Origin of the sequence: Pseudomonas alliivorans, from assembly GCF_017826695.1 — a bacterium.
Classification (GTDB): Bacteria; Pseudomonadota; Gammaproteobacteria; order Pseudomonadales; family Pseudomonadaceae; genus Aquipseudomonas; species Aquipseudomonas alliivorans.
This window is the reverse complement of sequence record NZ_JAFFZW010000004.1, coordinates 317,028-343,412: the sequence shown is the minus strand read 5'-3', so window position 1 is coordinate 343,412 and position 26,385 is coordinate 317,028. Positions and strand designations below refer to the sequence as shown.

At 59.0% G+C, this 26,385-nt stretch carries 30 protein-coding genes; 21 read left to right on the top strand and 9 right to left on the bottom strand.

The features are described 5' to 3' along the window. Positions 1 to 2: 2 nt before the first annotated feature. The 5 genes from JTJ32_RS14150 to JTJ32_RS14130 all read left to right on the top strand — a co-directional run bounded on the left by JTJ32_RS14150 (position 3) and on the right by JTJ32_RS14130 (position 6,461). The gene (locus JTJ32_RS14150; RefSeq protein ID WP_210042404.1) at positions 3 to 1,214 is read left to right on the top strand and encodes a molybdopterin molybdotransferase MoeA; all 1,212 of its coding nucleotides are present in this window, start codon (positions 3 to 5) and stop codon (positions 1,212 to 1,214) included. 83 nt (positions 1,215 to 1,297) lie between these two features. Then, the gene (locus JTJ32_RS14145; protein ID WP_210042403.1) at positions 1,298 to 2,224 is read left to right on the top strand and encodes a glycosyltransferase family 2 protein; all 927 of its coding nucleotides are present in this window, start codon (positions 1,298 to 1,300) and stop codon (positions 2,222 to 2,224) included. A gap of 203 nt (positions 2,225 to 2,427) precedes the next feature. After that, a complete protein-coding gene (locus JTJ32_RS14140) occupies positions 2,428 to 3,972 on the top strand; it encodes an MFS transporter (RefSeq protein WP_210042402.1) in 1,545 nt (514 codons plus the stop codon). Between the two features lie 21 nt (positions 3,973 to 3,993). Continuing rightward, entirely contained in the window at positions 3,994 to 5,049 is a 1,056-nt protein-coding gene (locus tag JTJ32_RS14135) for an HlyD family secretion protein (RefSeq protein ID WP_184323095.1), read from the top strand. Continuing rightward, positions 5,046 to 6,461 (top strand): efflux transporter outer membrane subunit, encoded by a 1,416-nt coding sequence (locus tag JTJ32_RS14130; RefSeq protein WP_210042399.1) that lies wholly within the window; start codon positions 5,046 to 5,048, stop codon positions 6,459 to 6,461. Before JTJ32_RS14135 ends, JTJ32_RS14130 begins: the two co-directional genes overlap by 4 nt. 1 nt (position 6,462) lies before the next feature. Here JTJ32_RS14130 and JTJ32_RS14125 read toward each other — a convergent pair whose 3' ends face one another. Next, positions 6,463 to 8,274 (bottom strand): monovalent cation:proton antiporter-2 (CPA2) family protein, encoded by a 1,812-nt coding sequence (locus JTJ32_RS14125; RefSeq protein ID WP_210042397.1) that lies wholly within the window; start codon positions 8,272 to 8,274, stop codon positions 6,463 to 6,465. A 255-nt stretch (positions 8,275 to 8,529) separates the two neighbouring features. On the opposite strand from JTJ32_RS14125, the gene JTJ32_RS14120 reads away from it, so the two are divergent. Then, a complete protein-coding gene (locus tag JTJ32_RS14120; RefSeq protein WP_004886913.1) occupies positions 8,530 to 8,718 on the top strand; it encodes a hypothetical protein in 189 nt (62 codons plus the stop codon). A gap of 17 nt (positions 8,719 to 8,735) precedes the next feature. On the opposite strand, the gene JTJ32_RS14115 is transcribed toward JTJ32_RS14120, so the two are convergent. Then, positions 8,736 to 9,116 carry a Fe2+/Zn2+ uptake regulation protein gene (locus JTJ32_RS14115; protein WP_210042396.1) on the bottom strand — a complete coding sequence of 127 codons (381 nt, stop codon included), beginning with the start codon at positions 9,114 to 9,116 and terminating at the stop codon, positions 8,736 to 8,738. Positions 9,117 to 9,334: 218 nt separating this feature from the next. Next, on the bottom strand, positions 9,335 to 10,366 hold the full coding sequence (locus tag JTJ32_RS14110) for a FecR family protein (RefSeq protein WP_210042395.1): 1,032 nt from the start codon (positions 10,364 to 10,366) through the stop codon (positions 9,335 to 9,337). A 217-nt stretch (positions 10,367 to 10,583) separates the two neighbouring features. Here JTJ32_RS14110 and JTJ32_RS14105 point away from each other — a divergent pair, with 217 nt between their 5' ends. From JTJ32_RS14105 to map, 4 genes are all read left to right on the top strand, one after another. Beyond that, positions 10,584 to 11,645 carry an Ldh family oxidoreductase gene (locus JTJ32_RS14105; RefSeq protein ID WP_210042507.1) on the top strand — a complete coding sequence of 354 codons (1,062 nt, stop codon included), beginning with the start codon at positions 10,584 to 10,586 and terminating at the stop codon, positions 11,643 to 11,645. 67 nt (positions 11,646 to 11,712) lie between these two features. Beyond that, positions 11,713 to 11,904, top strand: coding sequence for a hypothetical protein (locus tag JTJ32_RS14100; protein ID WP_210042394.1), 192 nt, complete (start codon positions 11,713 to 11,715; stop codon positions 11,902 to 11,904). 80 nt (positions 11,905 to 11,984) lie between these two features. After that, the gene (locus tag JTJ32_RS14095) at positions 11,985 to 12,227 is read left to right on the top strand and encodes a ParD-like family protein (RefSeq protein WP_099227466.1); all 243 of its coding nucleotides are present in this window, start codon (positions 11,985 to 11,987) and stop codon (positions 12,225 to 12,227) included. Next, positions 12,224 to 13,015: a type I methionyl aminopeptidase gene (gene map / locus JTJ32_RS14090; protein WP_184323090.1), complete on the top strand. Its 792-nt coding sequence runs from the start codon at positions 12,224 to 12,226 to the stop codon at positions 13,013 to 13,015. Before JTJ32_RS14095 ends, map begins: the two co-directional genes overlap by 4 nt. A gap of 75 nt (positions 13,016 to 13,090) precedes the next feature. Here the strand turns inward: map and JTJ32_RS14085 are convergent, their stop codons facing one another. The 3 genes from JTJ32_RS14085 to JTJ32_RS14075 form a co-directional block, all read right to left on the bottom strand. Continuing rightward, entirely contained in the window at positions 13,091 to 13,330 is a 240-nt protein-coding gene (locus JTJ32_RS14085; RefSeq protein WP_184323089.1) for a DUF6555 family protein, read from the bottom strand. 377 nt (positions 13,331 to 13,707) lie between these two features. After that, positions 13,708 to 13,986 (bottom strand): hypothetical protein, encoded by a 279-nt coding sequence (locus tag JTJ32_RS14080; RefSeq protein WP_236059296.1) that lies wholly within the window; start codon positions 13,984 to 13,986, stop codon positions 13,708 to 13,710. A 12-nt stretch (positions 13,987 to 13,998) separates the two neighbouring features. Beyond that, a complete protein-coding gene (locus JTJ32_RS14075; protein WP_180274290.1) occupies positions 13,999 to 14,199 on the bottom strand; it encodes a DUF1654 domain-containing protein in 201 nt (66 codons plus the stop codon). 193 nt (positions 14,200 to 14,392) lie between these two features. Here JTJ32_RS14075 and JTJ32_RS14070 point away from each other — a divergent pair, with 193 nt between their 5' ends. The 8 genes from JTJ32_RS14070 (at position 14,393) to JTJ32_RS14035 (ending at position 21,775) form a co-directional block, all read left to right on the top strand. Next, a complete protein-coding gene (locus tag JTJ32_RS14070; protein ID WP_184323088.1) occupies positions 14,393 to 14,617 on the top strand; it encodes a YgdI/YgdR family lipoprotein in 225 nt (74 codons plus the stop codon). A gap of 204 nt (positions 14,618 to 14,821) precedes the next feature. Then, the gene (locus JTJ32_RS14065) at positions 14,822 to 15,742 is read left to right on the top strand and encodes a sugar ABC transporter substrate-binding protein (RefSeq protein WP_371321820.1); all 921 of its coding nucleotides are present in this window, start codon (positions 14,822 to 14,824) and stop codon (positions 15,740 to 15,742) included. Between the two features lie 54 nt (positions 15,743 to 15,796). Further along, entirely contained in the window at positions 15,797 to 17,350 is a 1,554-nt protein-coding gene (locus tag JTJ32_RS14060) for a sugar ABC transporter ATP-binding protein (protein WP_210042393.1), read from the top strand. Further along, positions 17,347 to 18,339 (top strand): ABC transporter permease, encoded by a 993-nt coding sequence (locus tag JTJ32_RS14055; protein ID WP_184323086.1) that lies wholly within the window; start codon positions 17,347 to 17,349, stop codon positions 18,337 to 18,339. Before JTJ32_RS14060 ends, JTJ32_RS14055 begins: the two co-directional genes overlap by 4 nt. A gap of 1 nt (position 18,340) precedes the next feature. Continuing rightward, the gene (locus JTJ32_RS14050) at positions 18,341 to 19,357 is read left to right on the top strand and encodes a LacI family DNA-binding transcriptional regulator (RefSeq protein ID WP_099227457.1); all 1,017 of its coding nucleotides are present in this window, start codon (positions 18,341 to 18,343) and stop codon (positions 19,355 to 19,357) included. Positions 19,358 to 19,387: 30 nt separating this feature from the next. Beyond that, positions 19,388 to 20,308 carry a ribokinase gene (rbsK, locus tag JTJ32_RS14045; RefSeq protein WP_210042392.1) on the top strand — a complete coding sequence of 307 codons (921 nt, stop codon included), beginning with the start codon at positions 19,388 to 19,390 and terminating at the stop codon, positions 20,306 to 20,308. Then, on the top strand, positions 20,305 to 20,709 hold the full coding sequence (gene rbsD, locus JTJ32_RS14040) for a D-ribose pyranase (RefSeq protein ID WP_099227455.1): 405 nt from the start codon (positions 20,305 to 20,307) through the stop codon (positions 20,707 to 20,709). The genes rbsK and rbsD overlap by 4 nt, the downstream gene beginning before the upstream one ends. Before the next feature lie 40 nt (positions 20,710 to 20,749). Then, complete coding sequence (locus JTJ32_RS14035; protein WP_210042391.1) at positions 20,750 to 21,775, top strand: nucleoside hydrolase; 1,026 nt, start codon at positions 20,750 to 20,752, stop codon at positions 21,773 to 21,775. Between the two features lie 22 nt (positions 21,776 to 21,797). Here JTJ32_RS14035 and JTJ32_RS14030 read toward each other — a convergent pair whose 3' ends face one another. Further along, the gene (locus tag JTJ32_RS14030; RefSeq protein ID WP_184323083.1) at positions 21,798 to 21,992 is read right to left on the bottom strand and encodes a hypothetical protein; all 195 of its coding nucleotides are present in this window, start codon (positions 21,990 to 21,992) and stop codon (positions 21,798 to 21,800) included. 311 nt (positions 21,993 to 22,303) lie between these two features. On the opposite strand from JTJ32_RS14030, the gene JTJ32_RS14025 reads away from it, so the two are divergent. Next, positions 22,304 to 22,639, top strand: coding sequence for an I78 family peptidase inhibitor (locus tag JTJ32_RS14025; RefSeq protein WP_099227453.1), 336 nt, complete (start codon positions 22,304 to 22,306; stop codon positions 22,637 to 22,639). 65 nt (positions 22,640 to 22,704) lie between these two features. Here JTJ32_RS14025 and JTJ32_RS14020 read toward each other — a convergent pair whose 3' ends face one another. Next, positions 22,705 to 22,917, bottom strand: coding sequence for a cold-shock protein (locus JTJ32_RS14020; RefSeq protein WP_004886948.1), 213 nt, complete (start codon positions 22,915 to 22,917; stop codon positions 22,705 to 22,707). Positions 22,918 to 23,210: 293 nt separating this feature from the next. Continuing rightward, positions 23,211 to 23,519, bottom strand: a complete 309-nt coding sequence (locus JTJ32_RS14015; protein ID WP_099227452.1) for a hypothetical protein — start codon at positions 23,517 to 23,519, stop codon at positions 23,211 to 23,213. A gap of 344 nt (positions 23,520 to 23,863) precedes the next feature. On the opposite strand from JTJ32_RS14015, the gene thrS reads away from it, so the two are divergent. Both thrS and infC read left to right on the top strand, forming a co-directional pair. Further along, positions 23,864 to 25,786 (top strand): threonine--tRNA ligase, encoded by a 1,923-nt coding sequence (gene thrS / locus JTJ32_RS14010; RefSeq protein ID WP_099227451.1) that lies wholly within the window; start codon positions 23,864 to 23,866, stop codon positions 25,784 to 25,786. Next, entirely contained in the window at positions 25,786 to 26,337 is a 552-nt protein-coding gene (gene infC, locus JTJ32_RS14005) for a translation initiation factor IF-3 (RefSeq protein WP_177429407.1), read from the top strand. Before thrS ends, infC begins: the two co-directional genes overlap by 1 nt. Positions 26,338 to 26,385 lie beyond the last annotated feature (48 nt).

The following is a 26,385-nucleotide window of genomic DNA, read 5'->3' as shown; positions in this document are numbered from 1 at the left end:
CCATGAGCGCTGAGCCCAAGGCCTTGATGCCTGTCGAAGACGCCATCGCGCGTCTGCTGGAAATGGCTGAGGCCGCGCCGATCACACAGCATGAGCGTGTCAGGCTGCTCGATGCCGAAGGCCGCGTGCTGGCGACCGATCTGGTATCGACGCTGGACCTGCCGCCCTGGCCCAACAGCGCCATGGACGGCTACGCCCTGCGCGTGGCTGACTGGCGCGGAGAGCCGCTGCCCGTCAGTCAGCGTATCTTCGCTGGCCAGGCTCCCGAGCCTCTGGCGCCCGGTACCTGTGCACGCATCTTCACCGGTGCGCCGGTGCCTGAGGGCGCTGATTGCGTCGAAATGCAGGAAAACGCCGAGGTGCTGGATGACCAGCGCGTGCGTTTCACCGAATCACTGAAGGTGGAGCAGAACATCCGTCCTCAGGGACAGGAAACCCGGATTGGCGATACGGTCCTGGCGGCTGGTACACGCCTGGGGCCCATCGAATTGGGACTGGCTGCTTCGCTGGGGCTGGCAGAGCTGGATGTGGTTCGGCGGGTACGCGTGGCGGTGCTGTCGACGGGCGACGAATTGATCGAGCCGGGCCAGCCGCTCGGGCCGGGGCAGATCTACAACAGCAACCGCGTGCTGTTGTGCAGCTGGCTGAAGCGTTTGCAGTGCGAAGTCGTGGATGCCGGAATCCTGCCGGACGATCTGGCGAAGACCCGCGCCGCGCTGGCGAGTCTGCACGAGGTCGACCTGATTCTGTCCACCGGCGGCGTGTCGGTGGGCGAGGCGGATTTTCTGGGTCATGCGTTGCGCGAAGAAGGCGAGCTGTCACTCTGGAAGCTTGCCATCAAACCAGGCAAACCACTGACATTCGGGCATTTTCGCGGCGTACCGGTCATCGGCTTGCCGGGGAATCCGGCTTCCACCCTGGTGACCTTTGCGTTGCTGGCCCGCGCCTATCTGTTGCGCCGCCAGGGCGTGCTCGACGTCGCGCCATTGAAGTTTGCGGTGCCTGCCGGGTTCGCCTGGACGCGTCCGGGCAATCGTCGCGAATACCTGCGCGGGCGTCTCGAGCAGGGCAAGGCGGTTCCCTATCGTAACCAGAGCTCCGGTGTGCTGCGTAGCGCGGCCTGGGCCGACGGGCTGATAGAGGTGCGTGAGGGGGCAACGGTGACTGAAGGTGACTGGGTCAACTTTATCGCCTTGAGCGAGGTCATGGGCTGACGTCATGGCTGGCTGAGCGGGCATGAGCTACCCTCAACAACGCTGACAAGTAGGGCATCCTGTTTTCGCCCCGGAGTATTGTTATGGCGTCATTGAGAGTGGCTTGTGTCATCCCGACCTACAACGGACGTAAGGAACTGGAGCGCCTGCTGGACTCTCTGGCCATGCAGACGGCGACGTTCGACACGCTGATCGTCGATTCCAGTTCATCGGACGGCACGCTTGAGCTGGCTCGGGCCCGTTGCGCAAACGTATTGCGCATCGACGGCAAGGACTTCAACCATGGCGGCACCCGGCAGATGATGGTCGATCTGCATCCCGAGTATGACGTTTACGTCTATATGACTCAGGACGCCTACGTCGAAGACGTCGATGCAATTGCCAACATCCTGCTGCCATTCGCCGATCCCGGGGTCGGTGCCGTGTGCGGGCGGCAATTGCCGCACAAGAACGCCAACCTGCTGGCCCAGCACGCGCGGCTGTTCAATTATCCGCCGACGTCTCAGATCAAGACCCTGGCCGACGCGCCGGTGCTGGGCATCAAGACGCCATTCATGTCCAATTCCTTTGCGGCCTATCGCGGAGAAGCCTTGCTGTCCATTGGCGGATTTCCCCGGCATGTGATTCTCTCCGAGGACATGTACGTGACGGCGAAGATGTTGATCGACGGCTGGAAAGTGGCCTACGAGGGCTCGGCGGTCTGTCGGCATTCGCACAATTACAGTCTGCGTGAGGAGTTTCGGCGCTACTTCGACATTGGCGTGTTCCAGTCCCGTGAAGCGTGGATCTACGAAACCTTCGGCGGCATCGCGGGCGAAGGTATGCGCTACGTGAAGTCCGAACTCGCGTTTCTCGGCCCAAGACGCTTTCTCTGGTGGCCTATGTCCTTCGTCCGCAACGCCGTCAAGCTGCTGGCCTACAAGCTCAGCAGGCAGGAAAAACGCCTGCCTCGAGGCGTGAAGAAAAGACTCGGGATGTACAAGCGTTATTGGGACAGCCCGTATGCATGAGCCTGCCGTCTCGTCACGTTCCCGAGTTCATCTCTCTTTTCCGAGTGACGCTTGAGCTGCGATCAGCCATCCATAAACGTAGAGACATGTATGCATCTGCATTCGTGCGTCCCGTGCACTTATACCCTGTGCAAATGTAAATTTTCCTGAGCGACGCCGTTTTCTAAAATGCCAGCGCTTCCCTCGCTCTGGATCCATCGCCCATGTCTTCCCTCGTCGCTATCGACGCTGTCACTCCTGCTGCGCAGCCCGTGAGACCTGCACCTGCGGTATTCGGGCTGCAGACGATCATCGGGCTTCTGGGCGTGCTGCTGGCGGTGCTGGTCGCCGGGATCAACGAGGGCGTGACGCGCATCGCCATGGCCGACATTCGTGGCGCGATGTTCATCGGTGCGGATGAGGCAACCTGGCTGGTGGCGGCCTATTCGGCAACCTCGGTTGCGGCGATGGCGTTTGCGCCATGGTTCGCGGTCAGCCTGTCGTTGCGACGGTTCACTCTCGGCGCGATCGCGGCCTTCGTCGTGCTGGGCCTGTTGTGTCCGTTCGCGCCGAATTACGCCAGCCTGCTGGTCCTGCGCATCCTGCAAGGTCTGGCGGCGGGTTGTCTGCCACCGATGCTGATGACCGTTGCGCTGCGCTTTTTGCCGCCTCATATCAAGCTCTATGGACTGGCCGGTTACGCACTGACCGCAACCTTCGGCCCGAGTCTGGGCACGCCGCTCGCCGCCTTGTGGACCGAGCACTTCAACTGGCAGTGGACGTTCTGGCAGGTGATCCCTCCGTGCCTGGTCGCGATGATCGCCATCGCCCACGGCATTCCCCAGGACCCGTTGCGTCTGGAGCGCTTCAAGGCGTTCAACTGGCGTGGCGTGCTGCTCGGTCTGCCTGCCATTGCTGCGCTGGTGATCGGCATCCTGCAAGGCAATCGTCTGGACTGGTTCGAATCTCGGCTGATCTGCTGGCTGTTGGGTGGCGGCGTGGTGCTGATAGTGGCGTTCATGATCAATGAGTGGTTCACCCCGGTGCCGTTCTTCAAGCTGCAGTTGCTGGCAAGCCGAAACCTGTCGCACGCCTTGCTGACGCTGGGAGGCGTGCTGATCGTTCTGACGGCAGTCGCCTCGATTCCGTCTTCCTATCTGGCCCAGGTGCACGGTTACCGGCCGTTGCAGACTGCTCCGCTGATGCTGATCGTTGCTTTGCCCCAACTGTTTGCACTGCCTCTGGTGGCAGCGTTGTGCAATGTGCGCTGGATCGATTGCCGCTGGGTATTGGCGATCGGCCTCGGCCTGCTCGCGCTGTATTGCGGGTTGGCGACGCAAATGACGTCGGAGTGGATTCGCGACAACTTCTACGGTTTGCAGCTACTGCAGATCGTTGCCCAGCCAATGGCGGTCTTGCCGTTGCTGATGCAGGCAACTGGCGGAATCGCGCCGCCCGATGGCCCGTTCGCGTCTTCGTGGTTCAACACCGTGCGCGGGTTGTCGGCGGTTATCGCCACCGGCGTACTGGAAGCCTTGACCACCTCGCGCCAGCATTTTCACTCCAATGTGCTGGTTGACCGTCTGGGCAATTCCCCCTGGCTGGCTGCGGACGATTCGGTGGCCTCCCTGACCCATCGTCTGCATGAGCAGGCCGTGGTGCTGACCAGTGCCGATCTGTACTTCTGCATGGGCTGGCTGGCCGCAGGGCTGGTGCTGCTGATTCCTCTGATGCCGACGCGGGTCTATCCGCCTCGTGCACCGAACTGATTTCCTGTCGAGACCTTTTTCATGAGCATGACTTCAAAACAGACCCTGGCCCTGTGTGGCGCGGCAATCGTGCTCGCTGGTCTGGGGATCTACACACTGACCGGCGACAGCACCCGTCAGGCCACCAACGATGCGTTCATCACGGCCGATTATTCGGTGGTCGCGCCCAAGGTGTCGGGCTTCATCAGCCAGGTGCTGGTGGAGGACAATCAGCCGGTCAAGGCAGGGCAATTGCTGGCCATGATTGATGATCGCGATGTGCAGGCTGCGCTGGCTTCGGCAGAGGCGGGTGTGGCGAGCGCAGCGGCGGAGCTGGAGCAGGTCACCGCCTTGCTGCAGCGTCAGACGGCGATCATTGATCAGGCCAGGGCCGCGTTGACGGCCAGCACGGCCGCGGTGCGCTTTGCCGAGCAGGAGCGCGACCGTTACGAGCATCTGGCAGGTGCCGGTGCAGGCACCGTGCAGAACGCGCAGCAGGCGCGTAACCGGATCGACACGGCCAATGCCAACCACGCCAGTGCCAGTGCGTCACTGGTGGCCGAGCGCAAGCAGGTCGACATCCTGACGGCTCGCCAGCACAGTGCCGAGGCAGGTCTCAGGCACGCACAGGCCGCGCGTGATCAAGCGCAGTTGCAGGTCTCCTACACGCGCATCGTTGCGCCCATCGATGGTGTGGTGGGCGAGCGGGCAGTGCGCGTCGGTAACTATGTGAATCCGGGCAGCAGGTTGCTGTCGGTGGTGCCGCTCGCCGAGGCCTACGTGGTGGGCAATTTTCAGGAAACCCAACTGACCCATGTGAGCGTTGGGCAAGCGGTTGAGGTGCGTGTCGACACCTATCCTGACGAAGTCTTCAAGGCTCACGTGCAAAGCATTGCCCCGGCTACCGGCGTGACCTTCGCAGCCGTGCGGCCCGACAACGCCACGGGGAACTTCACCAAGGTCGTGCAGCGTATTCCGGTGAAAATCGTTCTTGATCCGGGGCAGCCGTTTGCCGCCCGGTTGAGGGTCGGGATGTCGGTGGATGCCAGCATCGACACACAATCCTCACCCACTGAACAGCAAGCAGGTGCCTTGTGAGCCGCGTCGTTGCAGCGAGCAGCCTGGTGCTGCTGGCGAGTCTGTCGGGCTGCCAGGTCGGACGGGATTTCCAGCGTCCGCAAACCAGCGACGTGCAATGGTTGCCCATTCAGGGAGAACAGGCAGTCAGTCAAATTAATACCACCCCTTATAAGGCTCAATGGTGGGAGATATTCCGTGACGCCCAATTGTCATCACTGATTGATCGGGCGGCTGCTTCCAACCTTGATCTGAAAATGGCAGAGGCGCGGCTGGCGCAAAGCCGGGCGGCACGTCAGGTGGTGGCCGGTGAGCAAGCACCGAGCGTGGAGGGCAGGCTGGGTTACCAGCGCAAACGAAACAGTGCCGAGGGGTTGAACGATCCGTCGGGCAACGAGGGCAGGGCGGCATTCGGTCAGTGGGACGGCGGCATCAATGCCAGTTGGGAGGTCGATCTGTGGGGGCGGGTCAGGCGTGAGGTCGAGGCTGCCGATGCCAGCGTTGAGGTTGCAGACAATGACCGGCGCGCGGCGTTGCTGTCGCTCCAGGCCGAAGTGGCCAGGGACTATCTGCAGTTGCGTGGCACCCAGTCAGTCCTCGCCGTGACCCGGCAAAATCTGCAGTTGTCCCGTAGCAGCCTGGAGCTTTCGAAGGTCAGGCAGGGCAGTGGAGTGGCGACCAACCTGGATGTAGCTGAAGCCGCTGCGCAGGTATCGGCCGTCGAGTCCCGTCTTCCGGTGCTTGAGCAGCGACAGGCCAGGCTGATCAATGCACTGAGCCTGTTGCTGGCGCAGTCGCCGAGAGCGCTGCAGAGCGAGTTGGAAAAGCCCGTGGAAATGGTTGCCGTGCCCACCACTGTTCCCGTGGGCCTGCCTTCCGAACTGGCGCAGCGCCGTCCGGACATTCGCCGCGCCGAAGCGCGACTGCATGCGGCAACCGCGAGCATCGGTGTCGCGCAAGGCGATTTCTATCCGCGCATCGTGCTGTCAGGCAATGTCGGCTTTCAAGCCTTGCAGCTGTCTGATCTCGGCAGTTGGGGCTCACGCCAGTTCGGTATCGGTCCGCAACTGAGCCTGCCGATTTTCGAAGGCGGCCGGCTGCGTGGCATGTTGCGTTTGCGCCAGGCACAGGAACAGGAAACCGCGCTGGCCTATCAACAGACCGTTCTGCGTGCCTGGCAGGAAATCGATGACAGCATGAGTCTCTACAACGCCAGCCAGCTTCAGCAGCGCAAACTGGATGAAGCCGTGCGCCAGAACCGAATCGCGCTGGACACCGCCAAGAGGCAATACGCAGAAGGCGTGGTGGACTTCCTCAACGTCCTGACGGTGCAGCGCACCCTGTTGGATATCGAGGAGCAATGGGTCCAGAGTTCGACCACTCAGGCCCAGGCGCTGGTCGGGCTGTACAGCGCGCTGGGCGGTGGCTGGTAGGTCAGGCCTTGGCGGCCTCTTCTTCGTCGAGCCGGTCGGCCTCGAACAACTGGGCCAGCTCGACCCTGGCCTCGCGCGCGGTTTGCAGCACTTTTGCTTCGTCGTCGTAGATCTCGTGTTGCGCGGCGAGCACCTGTTCGTCGTGGCGCTTGAAGCGGCTGATGCGTGCATTGGCCTGTGCCTCGCTCAGGCCCAGCCCCAGCAGGGTCTGTCGTGACATTTCAAGGCTTGAGTAGAACGTCTCACGCACCGCATGTGCACCCGCATCCATCAGCTTGTGAACGTGCTGGCGGTTGCGTGCGCGCGCGATGATCTTCATGTGCGGGTACAGCTTGTTGATCAGCTCGGCAGTCTTGATATTGATGTCCGGGTCATCGGTGGCAATGATGAAGAACTCGGCATCCTGCACCTTGGCCGCTCTGAGGATTTCCGGACGCAACGGGTCGCCATAGAACACCGGGACGTTGCCGAAACTGCGTGAGAATTCGATGGATTCCACGGCAGTGTCCAGTGCAATGAACGGGATCTTCTGCGCCCGCAGGATCCGCGCAACGATCTGGCCCATCCGGCCCATGCCGGCGATGACCACGCGTGGCTTGTCGGTCTGGATATCGCGGTACTCTTCGGGCACTTCCACCACTTTGGCCTTGGGCTTGATCCAGCGCGCCAGCGCGATGAACAGCAGCGGGGTGATCGCCATCGAAAGGGTGATGGTCAGCACCAACATGTCATAGAGGCCTGCGTCGAACAGACCCTGGGCGCTGCCGATCTTGAATACCACAAACGCGAACTCACCCCCCGCTGCCAGCACCAGACCCAGGCGCAATGCGCTTCGCTTGCTCAGACCGCCTGCCGTGCGGCCGATGATGAACAGCAGCGGCAGTTTGATTGCGACCAGCAACACCGTGAGGCCAAGCACCACCAGCGGCGCGCTGAACAGCAGGCCGATGTTCGCGCCCATGCCGACACTGATGAAGAACAGCCCCAGCAGCAGGCCCTTGAACGGTTCGATCTGGGCTTCCAGTTCGTGCCGGTATTCAGAGTCGGCAAGCAGCAGACCCGCCAGGAAAGCGCCCAGCGCCATGGACACACCGACCAGCTCCATCAGCCATGCCGTACCCATCACCACCAGCAGTGCAGTAGCGGTCGACACTTCCTGGATACGGGTCTTGGCCACGATGCGAAACACCGGACGCAGCAAGTAACGTCCGCCCACGACCACTATGGCAATGCTGCCCAGGACGCGCAGACCATGATTGATGCTTTCCTGAGTGCTGGTCGCATGATCCCCGCCCGCCAGAAACGGCACCAGCGCGATCAGCGGAATGGCCGCAATGTCCTGAAACAGCAGAATGGCGAACGCCGTGCGCCCGTGCGGGCTGTTCAGTTCCTTGCGCTCCGCCAGGCTCTGCAGACCGAACGCAGTGGATGACAACGCCAGCCCAAGGCCCAGCACAATCGCAGTATTCATCGATTGCCCGAACGCAACCAGGGCGACTGCACCGATGACCAGACCGGTCAGCAAAACCTGGGCCGTTCCCACGCCAAACACCGCCTTGCGCATCACCCATAAACGCTTGGGCGACAGTTCAAGACCGATAATGAACAGCAGTAATACCACCCCAAGTTCAGAAATGTGACTGACACTCTCCGTATCTCCTATCAGCCCCAGCACCGAGGGGCCGATCACGACGCCGGCGGCCAGGTAACCGATCACGGCACCCAGCTTCAGGCGTTTGGCCAACGGGACGGCGATGACGGCGGCGATTAGAAACACCACTGCGGCCTGCAGCAGGCTGCCTTCATGGGGCATGTGAAACTCCTTGGCAATGACAGGAAACGATTTGAAACAGGTCCGCATTAAACCACGTGAGTTTTTCACGGCAACATTGAATCCGGCATGACGACCATCAAGCGCATTGATGATTGTCTGCGTTTGGCAGGCGAGGGGGGAGGTGGTGAATGAGTGCGACGTATTCCACCCATGCCATCGTGCGAGCATCAGCGTAAGATGTCGGCGCATTTGCGCAGCGCCAATGCCGTTCATGACGTACTCAGGAAAACCGAAATGACCAACAAGCAGCGTTTGATTTACTCGATTCTGATCGCTTTGGGTGTACTGGCGATCATGCTGGGCCTCTCGCACTTGCAGAACAGCGGTGTGATCAGCGAGAAGACTTTCCAGTACATCGCCATCGGCGTTGCTGTGCTGGTCGTGGTGCTCAACGGGATCATGCGCCGCAAGGTCAGGCGCTGAGATCACGGATCGTCAGATTACTTGGCCGATTCGCCCAGCCATTCCATTGCACGAGGATGCAGACTGTAGGTCTTGTCCTCGTTGAGATGGATCACGCCCTCATCGCACAGACGCTTGAGCACCTCACGCACGCTGAGGAATGACAGCGGCACATCCAGTCTGAGCAATTGACTGTGCACACCGCGCACGCCAAGCGACTGACCGCTTTCGTTCGATACCAGCAGTGCGTCGAGCACTTTGAGTCTCACCAGGCTGGTGCGCAGACCGAAGCTCTTGAGCAGCAGGCGGATGTGGTCGTTGCCAGGTCGCTCGACCTCTGCCGCAGGCGCCTGGGCCTGCGCAGAAATGGCCGTCTGCCTGAGCATCGTACGGGTCGTTGTTCCTTGGCGATTGAACATGCGCAAATTCCTTTTCAGGCTTTTAAACAAAATCTCATCTATAAGACGAACGAGCGGCGTAAAACCTCAGGTGCGAACGCAAAAAAAATAGCAGAGAGTTGGCTGTCGAGCCGCGATACTGCGCATGGAGTTGCAGGAACAGCAGCATCAGGCGGAGAACGCTTCAGGCGAAAGGGATGTTTCAGGATGTAAGAACAGCACCTGTTTCCAGCCGCAAGTCAGCCTTTGGGTGAGTTTGGACCGCGCTTGTTCAGGACCGGATTACCGTTCTGGTTCTGCGTCACGTAAACCGGTAATACCTTGGGCAGTGACGTGAGCAGACTCGAGATGTCGCGGGTGTTGTAAGTCCCGCCAAGACGAACTGCACCGGTGGCATTGTCCGCCAGCAGGATCGGCGTCTGCAGATAACGATTGATCATTGGCAGCGCCTGGCTCAAGGGCAGGTCATTGAAGATCAGCTTGCCGTTACGCCATGCCAGGCTTGTGTCGTCTGCGGCAACGTGGCTGATGCCGGGGCGGTTATCACCGGCCTTGTAGACCGCCTGCATGCCGGGGTCCAGGTGATCGCTGAACTCAGGTTGCGAGCGATCGCTGCTGACCTGTACCGAACCCTCGACCAGCATCACCCGAACCTGATCCTGATACGTCCACACATTGAAGCGTGTGCCGGTCACCTTGATGCGCCCGGCGCCGGCGTCCACTACGAAAGGGTGGGTGAGGTCGTGGCTGACTTCAAAGAACGCCTCGCCTTTTTTCACGGTAACGCTGCGGCGGTCCTTGTAATTGGCATAGGTCAGTTCTGTGCCCAGATCCATTTCCACACGGCTGCCGTCGTCCATGGTCACCAGGCGAGTGGTGTTGGTTGTGGTGTAGGTTTCATAGACGTTGGGGATTATCCCCTGACGCCAGCCGATGTAGCCAGCCAGCGGTACAGCCAGTGCGGCAACGGTCGCAGCCACAGCGAGATGACGCCACGTGCGCCTGCGTCCTGGGGAGATATCCGGCGTTGCAACTGCGTTCGATACAACGTGCGCGGGCGGCGGATTGACCGGTTCCAGCTGTCCGGACATCTCCCAGATATCCCGCATTGCCTCGAATTCGGTCGCATGCAGCGGATGAGCCTTGAGCCACTGATCGAACAATTTTCGCTCGGCAGGCGAACAGTCGTCAGCGTGCAGTCGCATGCACCAGTGCGCGGCGGCATCGGTGATCTGCTCGTGTTTTGCTTCGCTGAGGCTGGGTTCGTTCATGGACTCTCCGTTACTGACCGCTGGCGCATTCTACCCTCGGATGGCAGAGGGAGAGAACATTGGACCGTTACGATGTATCAATCCCGGCTTAATTCTTCGTGAATGTGATCGGCTCTCATTGATGTATCGGACTGCGGGAGTATTTCTGGAACGCGCGCGGCGTTACTCTTGGTGCAATCCATTGCCCGCCCTGATCGTCACGATCCCGGAGTTCCAGATGCACGCGGCTCACCCTGATGAATCGACCCGAACACTCTCCGTTGCGCAATTGACCGAGCTGTTGCAACGAATCTTTCTGGCCCATGGCACGTCGCTGGATGTGGCAAGTGTCCTTGCTGAAAACTGTGCCAGTGCCCAGCGGGACGGTTCGCACAGTCACGGCGTCTTTCGTATTCCGGGGTATCTTTCTTCATTGGCCAGCGGTTGGGTGGACGGCAAGGCTGTGCCGGTCGTGGAGGATGTCGCACCTGCGTTCGTGAGGGTCGACGCGGCCAACGGGTTTGCCCAGCCCGCGCTCGCGGCCGCGCGGCCGTTGCTCATCGACAAGGCACGCAGCGCAGGCATTGCGATTCTTGCCATCCGAAACTCTCATCATTTCGCTGCGTTGTGGCCGGACGTGGAGCCGTTCGCCGAGCAGGGGCTGGTGGCCCTGAGCATGGTCAATAGCATGACCTGCGTCGTGCCGCATGGAGCACAGAAGCCTTTGTTCGGAACCAATCCCATCGCATTCGCGGCGCCTCGCCATGAGTCGTCGCCATTGGTTTTCGATCTGGCGACCAGCGCCATGGCCCATGGTGACGTGCAGATCGCTGCCCGTGAAGGCCGTCTTCTGCCGGAGGGAATGGGCGTGGATCGTCAAGGGCAGGCGACCTGTGACCCCAAGGCGATTCTGGACGGCGGGGCGCTGCTGCCATTTGGCGGGCACAAGGGGTCGGCATTGTCGATGATGGTCGAGTTGCTGGCGGCAGGTCTGACCGGCGGAAATTTCTCGTTCGAGTTCGACTGGTCAAAGCATCCTGGCGCGCAGACGCCCTGGACCGGTCAGCTGCTGATCGTCATCGATCCCGATAAAGGCAGCGGCCATTCCTTCGCGCAACGCAGTGAGGTGCTTGTGCAGCAGCTTCACGGTGTGGGCCAGACGCGTATGCCTGGTGATCGTCGCCATGCCGAGCGGGCCAGATCGATGGCGCATGGCATTGAGATGAGCGTTGCCGATGTAACACGCCTGCAGGCGCTGGCCGATAATCAGCCCCTGAATATCGACGACCATTCGTCGTAACCGGACTTGTATTAGCCTCTGGATCTAAATACTGTATGCATAACCAGTAAAGAGAAAGAGGTGTTCCATGTCCCTGAAGTCAGCGCACAGCCCGGTCGCTCATCAGCTTCGCACCGGTGCGTCAGTCAACGAGATGCAGCGTGAAGATTTTCTGGCCCTTGCCGCTGCACTGCGCCAGTTCAATGCATACGAGGCGCAAGTGTCCATGGTCGTCGCGGCTGCTCAGCCAGCGGGTGCTGTCGCTGTTCAAGCGTCTTGACCGATCTCCTGAAAAACCACGCCTGTTGCTTGTGAATATACGAAACGTATATGCTTCGTATATTCAAAGTGAGGTGAACCATGGGCCTGGTCAAAATTTCCGAACACATGCATGCGGACCTGCGTTGCGCCAGTGTCGCACTGAGTCGTTCCATCAATGCTCAGGCGGAGCACTGGATGCGTATCGGCATGCTCGCAGAGCTGCATCCCACGTTGGACTACAGCGAAATCTGCCAGATGCTGATTCGTCTCGAAGACGCTGACGGCACTGTGCTGGCGACTCAATCCGTCAAGCTGACTGAACTGTCGAAGGCGGCCTCATGAGCGGCGGCATCAGTCTCAAGACCGAGCAGGATCTCGTTCAGTTGCGCATTGCCGGCAGGCTCGCCGCGGATGTGCTCGCGATGATCACGCCTTACGTCAAGGCAGGCGTGAGCACCGAAGCGCTGGACGACATCTGCAACGAATACATCGTCAAGGAGCTCAAGGTGATTCCCGCCAATGTCGGGTATCACGGGTTTACCAAAACGACCTGCATCTCCCCGAATGCAGTGGTGTGCCATGGTATTCCTTCGGCATCGGACATCCTCAAGGATGGCGACATCGTTAATATCGACGTGGCCGTCATCAAGGATGGCTGGTACGGCGATACCAGTCGTATGTATCTGGTGGGTGAGGTCAGTCCGCTGGCGCGGCGTCTGGTTGAAACGACTTACGAAGCCACTCGTGCCGGCATCCACGCCGTACGTCCGGGCGCAACGTTGGGCGATATTGGTTACGCGATCCAGAGCGTCGCCCATCGCGAAGGTTTCAGTGTGGTACGCGAGTATTGCGGGCACGGCATCGGACGCAAATACCATGAAGAGCCGCAGGTGCTGCACTACGGTACGCAGGGCAAGGGCCTGAAACTCAAGGAAGGCATGGTCTTCACCATCGAGCCGATGATCAACGCAGGCAAGGCGGGCACCCGTACATTGCCGGATGGCTGGACGGTGCTCACCAGCGACATGTCGTTGTCCGCACAATGGGAGCACATGGTTGCAGTCACTTCGACAGGCTTCGAGTTGCTGACGCCATGGCCTGAAGGCACAGGTGCTTATCCTGCGATTTAGGTTGTGTAGCTGGTGTCCCAAAAAAACGACCTCCATGCGAGGTCGTTTTTTATTGCGCATTTTACGGATGCGGAGTCAGGTCTGTTCCGGCTGCGTACACCGCTTCCAGAGCACCTCGGTCACACCAAAACCTTGAGCCTGCAAGGTCGCCAGCCGCACAGGTCCGACAGCGACATGATCGCTGACCGTACCGACACCTGCGTGCAGCGTTGCGCAATGCAGCGCATCGCTCTGGCTGAACTGCGGGGCCTGGTGAAGGAATGAGCGGGTTTCGCCCTTGAAACGATAGTGAATTTCAAATTCCGATTGATTCATCGTGATCTGCCTGTAGGGCGTAGAGATACGCCATCTTAAAATGAGTACGGTAGGTACTGAGCAGTTCGAAGCGGGGCTGCTTCGACACTGCAACATCATTTCGAGATCGATACAGGCGTGTACGCTTGCACGTCGCCTTGATCGGACTGCTGTCTCAGAAGGGGTGGACTGAGAATTACACCGTTTTGATTATAGGTGAACAGTCGTCCGACAAGTGGCACTAGGCCATATCCATTCGCGTGTGAAAATTTCGCATGACTGCTCAAATGAGGGTGTCAGGGGAAAAGTGTAAAAGCCGCTCCCTGAGTCGATTTGGCAACGGAAAACTGGATTTACAGGGTCGGCTATCGAGGAATGAAAAGGATCTTGCAGGGTGCTTAACTGGCTGATCTGCTGACAATCAGCCAGGTGATGAATGCTACGAGGGGGGCGATCAGTGCCACGCTCCCGACGACCAGCGCCCAGCCCCATGCGAACCCACGCTCGCCTTTGAATCTCCCACCACTCAATGCTTTGAGTATGCGTACGCCGATACTGTGCGCCAGCAGGTTGAAGAAGGCGTCAGGAATCCCATCCAGCATAATCACGGTCACACTCCATGCGTTATTCAGGCCAGGCGTAGCGGGATTCAAATCAGAGGCTGCGTTGAAGAACAAAAAACCGCCTCCTCAATCCTCCCTGGGCACTGTCCAGAACAACTGTACGCCGCCATCATCGCGCCAGGCGAGGGTGACGTTGTCATTCTCGGCTATTTCTTCAAGCAACTGAGCCCAATCATTTTCCGATTCATCCTGCAGGCGAAAGAGCAGGGCGGCTCTGGATTTCTGCGCGGTCGGCGAGTTGATGATCTTCTGTACACGAATGCCCATGCGCTGATAGGAGTCTGGGCCGGACGTCGCTGAGGATTGATTTGCCACGGAAAAAGTCCCTGAATAAGCTGTATGTGCGTACAGTATTTCAGTGTCGAATCTTTAGCAACACTTACGCAGGATAATGTTTCCGACGCCTTGCGATGCCTGTATCGTTTTGCGACCACCGTCCCATCTGGTCTCAGGAGTAAACATGAAACTCAAATTGCTGGTGTTGCCTGCCGTGGTTGCCGCCTCTTTCATGCTGTCCGGGTGCTCCACCCCCTCGGTCGTTACGTTGCAGGACGGAACGCAGTACATTACCAAGGACGCGCCGAAGACCAAGAGTCGTGATGGCTTCTATGAATTCGAAGACATTTCCGGCAAAACCATCCGAATCAAGGCTGATGAAGTGGCCACAGTACGCCCCGAAGAGTAAGACAGCGCTGCCCGGAGCAATCCTTCGGGCAGACTTCATTTCGTCGATTGACAAACCCCGCGACATTTTTCATAGTTCGTTTCTCGCAAACGTTTGCGCATCAATTCCCAGGATTGATTCTGCGCCGTTCGCCCGAACAATAATCACAAGATCGGAGATGAACCCATGAAGCTGCCATTCGCTGGACGCCTTCTCGCTGTCGCCATGTTTTCTGCCCTTGCGGCAATCGTTCCCCTCTCGGCCGTACATGCCCAGACCCCTGAAAAGCCCAAAGTCGCGCTCGTCATGAAATCCCTTGCCAACGAATTCTTCCGGACCATGGAAGACGGTGCCAAGGCTTATCAGAAAGAACACGCCAGTGAGTTCGATCTTGTCTCCAACGGCATCAAGGATGAATCCGATACTGCCAGCCAGATTCGTATCGTCGAGCAGATGATCGTGTCCAAAGTCGACGCGCTGGTCATCGCGCCTGCCGATTCGAAAGCGCTGGTGTCGGTTTTGAAGAAGGCGAGCGATGCGGGTATCAAGGTCGTCAACATCGATAACCAGCTCGATGCCGACGTACTCAAAAGCAAGAACCTGCAGATTCCGTTCGTAGGCCCGGACAACCGCAAGGGCGCTGCTCAGGTGGGTGATTACCTGGCGACCAGACTGAAGGCAGGCGATGAAGTCGGCATCATCGAAGGTGTGCCGACCACCACCAACGCTCAGCAGCGTACGGCCGGGTTCAAGGACGCCATGGACAAGGCGCAGATGAAGGTCGTGTCGGTACAGTCCGGCAACTGGGAAATCGACAAGGGCAACGCCGTTGCGTCCGCCATGCTGAACGAATACCCGAACCTCAAGGCATTGCTGGCCGGCAACGACAGCATGGCACTGGGCGCTGTTTCTGCCGTGCGTGCAGCAGGCAAGGCAGGCAAGGTGATGGTGGTGGGTTACGACAACATCAACGCCATCAAGCCGATGCTCAAGGACGGTCGCGTCCTCGCCACCGCCGATCAGTACGCTGCCAGACAGGCCGTGTTCGGGATCGAAGCGGCGCTCAAGGCCGTGAAGGGCGAGAAGGTCGATACCAATGAGAAGGGCGTTATCGAAACGCCGGTCGAACTCGTCACCCAACCTTGATCCACACCGAGTGAAAGGCGTCTGCCCGAACAGGGCAGGCGCTGGGAGAAACGTATGTCAGCGTCTGCTCAGACGACTGTTCTTTCGGTCAGTGGCATTGGTAAAACCTACGCTCAACCCGTGCTTGGCGATGTCGACCTGACGTTGATGCGCGGTGAAGTGCTGGCCCTGACCGGGGAAAACGGTGCCGGAAAAAGCACCTTGTCAAAGATCATCGGCGGGCTGGTCACGCCCACCACCGGCAGCATGCAGTTTCAGGGGCAGCCCTACCAGCCTGCCAATCGTACTCAGGCCGAAAAGCTTGGCGTGCGTATGGTCATGCAGGAGCTGAACCTGCTGCCGACCCTGACCGTTGCCGAAAACCTGTTTCTTGACGATCTGCCGCGTCGCGCGGGCTGGATTGATCGCAAGCGTCTGCGTGAAAACGCCATCAAGGCCATGGCCCAGGTTGGCCTGGAAGCGATTGATCCGGACACGCTGGTCGGCGACCTGGGAATCGGCCATCAGCAGATGGTGGAGATCGCTCGTAACCTCGCTGGCGACTGCCACGTGCTGATTCTCGATGAGCCGACGGCGATGCTGACGTCGCGTGAAGTCGAGATGCTCTTCGAACAGATCACGCGGCTGCAGGCGCGTGGTGTCTCGATCATTTACATTTCCCATCGCCTCGAAGAATTGGCCAGAGTATCGCAGCGCATCGCCGTGTTGCGTGACGGCAAACTGGTCTGCGTCGAGCCTATTTCCCGTTACAACAGCGAGCAACTGGTCACACTGATGGTGGGGCGCGAACTGGGTGAGCACATGGACATGGGTGCCCGGCAGATTGGCGAAGTCGCACTGTCGGTCAAATCGCTCAATCGCAAAGGCAAGGTTCAGGATGTCTCGTTCGATGTCCGTCGTGGCGAGATCTTCGGTATCTCCGGCCTGATCGGCGCGGGACGAACCGAGCTTCTGCGTCTGATCTACGGCGCTGATATCGCCGACAGTGGCACGATTGAAGTAGGGCAGCCATTGCAGGCCGTCACCATTCGTTCGCCTGCCGATGCCGTCGAGCATGGCATTGCCCTGATCACTGAAGACCGCAAGAGCGAAGGCTTGCTGATGTCGCAATCGATCAGTGCGAATATCGCGCTGGGCAACATGAAGGCCATTTCCAGCGCAGGCATCGTCAATGCCGCTGATGAACTCAAGCTCGCACAGCGTCAGGTGGACGCCATGCGCATCCGCAGTTCCAGTCCTACTCAACTGGTGTCGGAGCTGTCCGGCGGCAATCAGCAGAAGGTCGTGATCGGCCGCTGGCTGGAGCGCGACTGTCCGGTCATGTTGTTCGATGAGCCCACACGAGGCATCGACGTCGGCGCAAAATTCGATATTTACGCGCTACTGGGCGAACTGACCCGTCAGGGCAGGGCGCTGGTGGTGGTGTCCAGTGATCTGCGTGAATTGATGTTGATCTGTGACCGCATCGGCGTGCTGTCGGCCGGTCGACTGATCGAAACGTTCGAGCGCGACAGCTGGACTCAGGACCAATTGCTGGCCGCAGCCTTTGCCGGTTATCAGAAACGTGATGCGCTGCTCAATGATGCAGCGCCCAGGAACGAGCCATGAAAAACGACACATCCCCGACACTGACATTGCCGGCCCGTCGCGGCGGCAATTATTTCGGCCTGGGCACTTATCTGGGGCTGGCGGGCGCCTTGCTGGCGATGATTGTCCTGTTCTCGATGCTCAGTGACCATTTCCTGTCGTACCAGACCTTCAGCACCCTGGCTAACCAGATTCCCGATCTGATGGTGTTGTCTGTCGGCATGACCCTGATCCTGATCATCGGCGGCATCGATCTGTCGGTAGGTTCGGTACTGGCGTTGGCCGCCGCCGCTGTCAGCGTGGCTGTTCTGGGCTGGGGCTGGAGTGTGTTTCCGGCCGCGTTGCTGGGGATTGCCTGTGCAACGCTGGCGGGTACCATCACTGGCTCGATTACCGTCGCCTGGCGCATTCCGTCATTCATCGTCTCGCTGGGCGTGCTGGAGATGGCCCGTGGCGTGGCGTACCAGATGACCGACTCGCGTACGGCCTACATCGGTGATTCGTTCGCCTGGCTGTCCAACCCGGTGGCATTCGGTATTTCCCCGTCCTTCATTATTGCGTTGCTGGTGATCGTCGTCGCTCAGGCGGTGCTGACACGAACGGTCTTCGGCCGCTACCTGATCGGTATCGGCACCAACGAAGAGGCCGTGCGTCTGGCAGGCATCAATCCCAAGCCCTACAAGATTCTGGTGTTCTCGCTGATGGGTCTGCTGGCCGGTGTGGCCGCGTTGTTTCAGATATCGCGTCTGGAAGCTGCTGATCCGAATGCCGGTGCCGGGCTTGAACTACAGGTGATCGCAGCCGTGGTCATTGGCGGCACCAGCCTGATGGGTGGGCGCGGTTCGATCATCAGCACGTTCTTCGGCGTGCTGATCATTTCGGTCCTGGCCGCAGGCCTGGCTCAGATCGGCGCCACCGAGCCTACCAAGCGCATCATCACCGGCGCTGTGATCGTGATTGCCGTGGTGCTGGACACCTACCGCAGTCACCGGGCGCGGCGACAGGGCTGACATGGCGACCATCAAGGACGTAGCAGCACTTGCCGGGATTTCCTACACAACGGTTTCCCATGTGCTGAACAAGACCCGGCCGGTGAGCGAGCCGGTCCGGCTCAAGGTCGAGGCGGCCATCGCGCAACTGGACTATGTGCCCAGCGCGGTGGCCCGCTCGCTGAAGGCCAAGAGTACGTCGACTATCGGCCTGCTGATTCCCAATGGCATGAACCCGTATTTCGCCGAATTGGCGAGGGGCATCGAGGACTACTGCGAGCGCAATGGTTTCTGCGTCATCCTGTGCAACTCGGATGACAATCCCGAGAAACAGCGCAGTTACCTGCGGGTCTTGCTGGAGAAGCGCGTCGACGGCCTGATCGTCTCATCGGTGGGCGGAGACGCGAGTGTTGCAGGCGGTCTTGCGGACGTTCGCACGCCCTTGGTCATCGTCGATCGCGAGCTGGACAGCATCGAAGCCGACACGGTGCGTATCGATCACGAGCAGGGTGCCTATCTGGCAACGCGGCATCTGCTCGATCTGGGGCACAAGCGCATTGCCTGTATCGGAGGACCTCGCAACAGCACGGTTGCCGAAATGCGGCTGGCAGGGTATCGACGCGCGATGCAGCAGGCGTCTGTCGAAATCAGTCCGGAGTGGGCCGTACATAGCGAGTTCACCAGTTCGGCCGGGTACGAAACGGCATGCGACCTGCTGGCCAGGCATCGGCCCACCGCGATTTTCGCGGGTAACGACGTTATTGCCATCGGTGTGCTGAGGGCCGCTGCCGAACGCACTATCTCAGTCCCGCAACATCTGTCGGTCATCGGTTTCGATGACATCGACATGAGCCGCTATGTCTATCCCGCACTCACGACCGTGGGGCAGTCGATCATGCAACTGGGTGAAACGGCGGCCGAGATGCTGCTGTGCAGAATCGCCGCCCCTGATGCGTCGCCTGTCGAAAAAAGGCTCGTGACGCCTGTCGTCGTGGTGCGTGAGTCCACGGCCGCCCCCTACAACGCTCCTGATCAATGACGAGCACGCACAGCAACGAGTGAATGAGCCATGCAAGCAAAAATAGTGATAGTGGGCAGCCTCAACATGGATCTGGTGATCCGCGCCCAGCGTCTCCCGCGCCCTGGCGAAACACTGACCGGAGAGAGTTTCGACACCGTTCCCGGCGGCAAGGGCGCCAACCAGGCAGTCGCCGCTGCACGCCTGGGCGCCGATGTAGCCATGATCGGTTGCGTGGGCGCCGATGCGTACGGAGAGCAGTTGCGTGCTGCGCTGCTCGCCGAGCAGATTGATTGCCAGGCGGTGACAGTGGTCGATGGCGTGCCCACCGGCATTGCCTCGATCGTGGTCGACGCCAACAGTCAGAATGCAATCGTCATCGTCGCGGGCGGCAATGGTCAGTTGACGCCGTCACTGATCGAGCGCTTCGATCCGCTGCTCGCGGGGTCGGAAATTGTCATCTGCCAGCTCGAAGTACCGACCGAGACGGTCTTCCATACCTTGTCGCGGGCTCATGCACTGGGCAAGACCGTCATTCTGAACCCTGCGCCAGCCAGCGAGCCGCTTCCCGCTCACTGGTATAGCCTGATCGATTACCTGATTCCCAATGAAAGCGAAGCCCAGGCCCTGTCCGGGATCAGCGTCGACTCGCCAGCCTCTGCGCAAAAGGCAGCCCTGGCGTTGCTGGCAGCCGGTGCACGCAACGTAATCATTACGCTCGGCGAGCAGGGTACGTTGTTCGCCAGTGCCGCTGGCGTCGAACATATTCCAACGCGTCGCGTACAGGCCGTGGACACCACCGCTGCAGGTGATACCTTTGTCGGCGGTTTTGCAGCGGCGCTCGCCAGAGGGCAGAGCGAATCGCAGGCCATCCGCTTTGGTCAGGCTGCCGCCGCACTGTCGGTTACCCGCGCAGGTGCGCAGCCGTCCATTCCGACGTTCGAGGAAGTACAAGGATTCAACCCGACATGAAAAAAACACCACTACTCAATATCGCACTGTCGCGCGTCATCGCATCGCTGGGGCATGGCGATATTCTGATGATCGTTGATGCCGGCATGCCCGTGCCGCCAGGCGTTGAGCTGATCGATCTGGCCCTGACCCGCGGCGTGCCGGATTTCGTAAGCGTGCTGGATGTGGTGTTGAGCGAGATGCAGGTCGAGAGCCATGTGCTGGCAAATGAAATGGCTGAAATCAAGCCACCTGCGTTGCAGGTTATCGAGAGTCTGAACCTTGATGATCAACTGGGTCATCAGCGCTGGGTCAGCCACGACGATCTGAAAATTCTGAGCCGCAAGGCCAAGGCCATTATCCGCACTGGCGAGTGCCAGCCTTACAGCAACGTGGCGCTGGTATCCGGAGTTGTGTTCTAGGCATTCAGCCTGAACACGTATTCATGACAGGGAGTTACACATGACGTTGACACAGTTTTCCAGACAACTCATCCGGGGGGCGCTGCTCTTGTCCATTCTCAGTGCGACAGCCGTCCAGGCCGTTGAAAAGCGTGACGTGATCATTGACACCGACCCGGGTGCCGACGATGTGGTCGCCCTGCTGCTGGCACTGGCTTCGCCTGAAGAACTCAATGTGATGGCAATCACCACGGTTGCTGGCAATGTGCGCCTGGACAAGACATCACGTAATGCAAGACTCGCTCGCGAGTGGGCTGGCCGTGAAGACGTGCCAGTGTATGCCGGTGCGCCCAAGCCGCTGGTGCGTACGCCAATCTACGCGGAAAACGTGCATGGCAAGGAAGGTCTGCCCGGCGTGCCGGTACACGAGCCTGCCAAAGGCCTGGCCCAGGGCAGCGCCGTCGATTATCTGATTCAGACACTGAGCAAGGCCAAGCCTCATAGCATCACCGTTGCAATGCTCGGTCCACAGACCAATCTTGCACTTGCATTGGTGCAGGCGCCGGAGATCACCCAGGGCATCAAGGAAGTGATCGTCATGGGCGGCGCGCATTTCAATGGCGGCAATATCACACCGGTTGCCGAGTTCAATATCTTCGCCGACCCTCATGCGGCGCATATCGTTCTGGCCAGCGGCGTGAAGCTGACCTACGTGCCGCTGGACGTGACTCACAAGATTCTGACCAGCGAAAAGCGTCTCCAGCAGATCGCTGCGCTGAACAATCAGGCTGGCAAGCTGGTGGAAGGTATTCTCAACGAGTACGTCAAGCTGGATATGGAGCACTACGGTTTGCCGGGCGGCCCGATTCACGATGCCAGCGTTATTGCCTGGATGCTCAAGCCCGAGCTGTTTTCGGGGAGGCAGATCAACGTAGCGATCGACAGTCGTGAAGGCATCGGTTTCGGCCAGACCGTCGCCGACTGGAACGGTACGCTCAAACAGCCGCAAAACGTCTTCTGGGTCAAGGATGGCGACGCCCAGGGGTTCTTCGATCTGCTGACCGAGCGTCTGGCGCGGTTGAAGTAACCGTGTCGGGGGCTGATCGTCGTCAGGCGGGCAATCCGGTTGTCGCGTATCGGCTCCAGACCTGAGCGATAAAGGCTCGGGCACCCTCGGTGCCCAGTTCCTTGATCAACAGATCGACAGCGATGATCATCAGCTCCTCCGGTGTCCCCGGGCTGTGCGAGCAATGGCCCTGGGGCCACTTGGCCTTGATGTCCGCATCGATTGAAATCACTGTCATGTCCGTCTCGCCTTCCAGAAAGCACCGCATTGCTCAGGCAGCCGTGCATCGCCCGTTATCCCTATGGTCAGTTGCAGTAAACCATTGTGCGAGTCGTTTGACACTTCTACTTACGCATCATGAGCACGATCTGACCTCTGCTGAAAACATGCTGTGACGATTTGTCAGCGCGCCTGAAAACGGGGCGAGGCAGACTACACGCGCCTTGCAGACATCTTCGCTTACGAGTAACCGCGATGACTGCAGTGCAACCAATGCAGCGAGCTGCGGTCGCACAAGGTCTGGAAATGTTCATTGGCAAAGGAGGGTGTATGCCCTGGAAATTCGCAACATTGGGTTTTGTGGTCGTGACGTCGGTTCTGGCAGGGTGCAGCAGCACGCCAGATTCGGCGCCCGAGGCCACCAGCAAGACCGAGGCGCCCGCCGCCAGTAATACCGTGCCGGGCCGCTGTGATGCGGAGCCTGCACAGTTCGCCATCGGCAAGCAGGCATCCATCGATTTGCTGACCCAGGTACGCAGTCGCTCCGGTTCCATGGATGCACGTATTCTTGGTCCCAACGACATGGTCACGCTTGAGTACCGGTCCGAGCGCGTCAACGTCAACACCGACGCCTCCGGCAAGGTGATCCGCATCAACTGCGGCTGAGCCTTGCTCATTCCACAGGCATAAAAAAACCCCGTCAATGACGGGGTTTTTTCAAATCAAGTGGATCAGTCCACTTTGACTTCTTCTGCCTGCATGCCTTTCTGGCCTTTAGCAGCAACGAAAGAAACGGTCTGGCCTTCTTTCAGGCTTTTGAAACCGTCGCTCTGGATTGCTTTGAAGTGTACGAACAGGTCGTCACCGCCACCTTGTGGAGTGATAAAGCCGAAGCCTTTTTCATCGTTGAACCATTTTACGGTGCCGGTTTGGCGATTAGACATGGTGTATCTCCAAGAACATAATTTTCAATAGCGTGCTGCTCAGGCCAACTGGGCACACCGGCCTATCATAGTCGAAATGTACGAAAAGACAGCTATTTAGGTGGGAGCTTTGGGCGCTGTACGTAAGTATGCAGCCCATCATATTCAGAAATGGCTGAATCGGCCTGCTGGCTGGCCTAGTTGGTGGTGAGGTTCAAATACGCTAAAGGCCCCGTTGCATGGGGCCTTTAGGGGGTTTGCGGCTCATAGCGTGGCGCGCAAAGACAGGGCGTTTTTACGTGCTCGGCCAGATATTAATTTTTTGCTTTAGTGCAGTTTTCAGTGACCAATTTCTGCAGTTTCGAGGTCAATTCCGGGCTTGGCGCAGTGCCAGTATTGTTCAGCGCTGCGATTTCCTTATCGGAGAAATGGCTGTCCACCTGTTTGGCGCCGCAGTCGCAATGCGCCTTGGCCGTCTTGTCATCCAGTTTCTGCGCCTTCGCGGCACTGATGCACTCTTGAGTGAAAGTGCTGCGGGTTGCTCCATCCATCGCGGCCTGGGCGCCCAGGGGAGCCAGAATTGCGGCGCAAGCGAGGAGTGCTGATAGACGTGGAAGCTTCATGGTGTTCTCCGTTGCTGGGGGAATTCTTGCAGGTTGACGAATAGTTCTGACGACCTGAGGGCGTACCAGTTCAGATGCGGTGCCGATTTCATCTTCATTCACCGTGAGGTGCGACTCGACGACTGCACTGTGATAGGATGCGCGTCCTGTAAATTTCCAGCACTGTCATTGGCTTTGTTTTCAGTCAGGTGCGACAGGTTTTGTACACTCCAGTCATCTGGTCCGTTTCAAGGTTGGCCGCAAGGCTCCTGCCACTGTGAGGCAGGCGTACCACCGGATCACGTACTGGCTCATCCCAACCCACGTGACCTTTGGTAGGGGTCACCACTAGGAGAGGAGGCGCCATGCCAACTATTACTCTTCCCGACGGCAGTCAACGTTCATTCGATCATGCGGTTTCCGTAGCCGATGTCGCGCTTTCAATTGGCGCGGGTCTGGCCAAGGCCACTGTGGCCGGCAAAGTCGACGGCAAGCTTGTCGATGCCAGCGACCTGATCGAAAATGATGCCAGCCTGCAGATCATTACCCCGAAAGATCAGGAAGGACTGGAAATCATCCGTCACTCTTGTGCTCACCTGGTAGGCCATGCCGTCAAGCAGTTGTATCCGACTGCCAAGATGGTCATAGGCCCGGTGATCGATGACGGCTTCTATTACGATATCGCTTACGAGCGCCCGTTCACGCCAGATGACATGGCGGCGATCGAGCAGCGCATGCAGCAGCTGATCGAAAAAGATTACGACGTCATCAAGAAAGTGACTCCGCGCGCCGAAGTGATCGAGGTGTTCACCGCCCGTCACGAAGACTACAAGCTGCGCCTGGTCGAAGACATGCCGAACGAGCAGGCCATGGGTCTGTACTATCACGAAGAATATGTCGACATGTGCCGCGGTCCGCACGTGCCGAATACCCGCTTCCTGAAATCCTTCAAGCTGACCAAGTTGTCCGGTGCCTACTGGCGCGGCGATGCCAAGAACGAGCAGTTGCAGCGCGTCTACGGCACCGCATGGGCAGACAAGAAGCAGCTGGCAGCTTATATCCAGCGTATCGAAGAGGCCGAAAAGCGCGACCATCGCAAGATCGGCAAGCGTCTGGGCCTGTTCCATACTCAGGAAGAAGCGCCGGGCATGGTGTTCTGGCACCCTCAGGGCTGGACCCTGTATCAGGTGCTCGAGCAGTACATGCGCAAGGTTCAGCAGGAAAACGGCTATCTTGAAATCAAGACGCCACAGGTGGTTGATCGTTCGTTGTGGGAAAAGTCCGGCCACTGGGCCAACTATGCCGACAACATGTTCACCACTGAGTCCGAGAGCCGCGACTACGCCATCAAGCCCATGAACTGCCCTTGCCACGTGCAGGTGTTCAATCAGGGGCTGAAGAGCTACCGCGAACTGCCGATGCGTCTGGCCGAATTCGGTGCCTGCCACCGCAACGAACCGTCCGGCGCCTTGCACGGGATCATGCGTGTACGTGGTTTTACCCAGGACGACGCGCACATCTTCTGCACTGAAGAGCAGATGCAGTCCGAGTCTGCAGCCTTCATCAAGCTGACGCTGGATGTCTACGCCGATTTCGGCTTCAAGGACATTGAGCTCAAGCTGTCCACTCGCCCTGAAAAGCGCGTTGGCTCCGATGAGTTGTGGGATCGCGCTGAATCGGCACTGGCGGCGGCGCTAGACAGCGCGGGTCTGCCTTATGATCTGCAGCCGGGCGAGGGTGCGTTCTACGGTCCGAAGATCGAGTTCTCCCTGAAAGACTGCCTCGGTCGTGTCTGGCAGTGCGGCACCTTGCAGCTGGACTTCAATCTGCCGATCCGTTTGAGCGCTGAGTACGTTTCGGAAGATAACAGCCGCAAGAGTCCGGTCATGCTGCACCGGGCAATCCTGGGTTCGTTCGAGCGTTTCATCGGTATTCTGATCGAGCATTACGAAGGGGCGTTTCCAGCCTGGCTGGCGCCGACTCAGGCAGTGATCATGAATATCACTGACAAACAGGCCGATTTTGCCCTCGAAGTCGAAAAAACCTTGGCCCAAAGCGGGTTTCGTGCCAAGTCCGACTTGAGAAATGAAAAGATCGGCTTTAAAATCCGTGAGCATACTTTGCTCAAGGTTCCTTATCTCCTTGTAATAGGGGATCGGGAAGTTGAAATGCAAACTGTCGCTGTGCGGACACGCGAAGGCGCTGACCTCGGCTCGATGCCGGTCGCCCAATTCGCTGAATTCCTCGCACAAGCGGTTTCCCGGCGTGGTCGCCAAGATTCGGAGTAATTATTATTAAGCGTGAAATGAGACAAGATAAACGAGCTGCACCCAAGGCCCCGATCAATGAGAATATCTCGGCCCGCGAGGTTCGGTTAATTGGCGCTGACGGCGAGCAGATTGGCATCGTCTCGATTGATGAAGCGCTTCGTATAGCCGAAGAGTCGAAGCTGGATCTGGTAGAGATTTCTGCCGACGCAGTACCTCCTGTCTGCCGTGTGATGGATTACGGCAAGTCGATCTTCGAGAAGAAGAAGCAGGTCGCTGCAGCGAAGAAAAACCAGAAGCAGATCCAGGTTAAAGAAATCAAGTTTCGTCCAGGGACGGAGGAAGGGGATTACCAGGTAAAACTGCGCAACCTGGTACGTTTCCTGAGTGACGGGGACAGGGCCAAGGTATCGTTGAGATTCCGCGGTCGTGAGATGGCCCACCAGGAGCTGGGTATGGAATTGTTGAAGCGGGTTGAAGCTGACCTTCTCGAATACGGTTCCGTCGAACAGCATCCTAAGATGGAAGGACGCCAGCTGATCATGGTCATCGCCCCGAAAAAGAAGAAGTAACCACCAGGGCACGGCAGGCCTTGCGGTTATGTTTATCAACTGAATGCG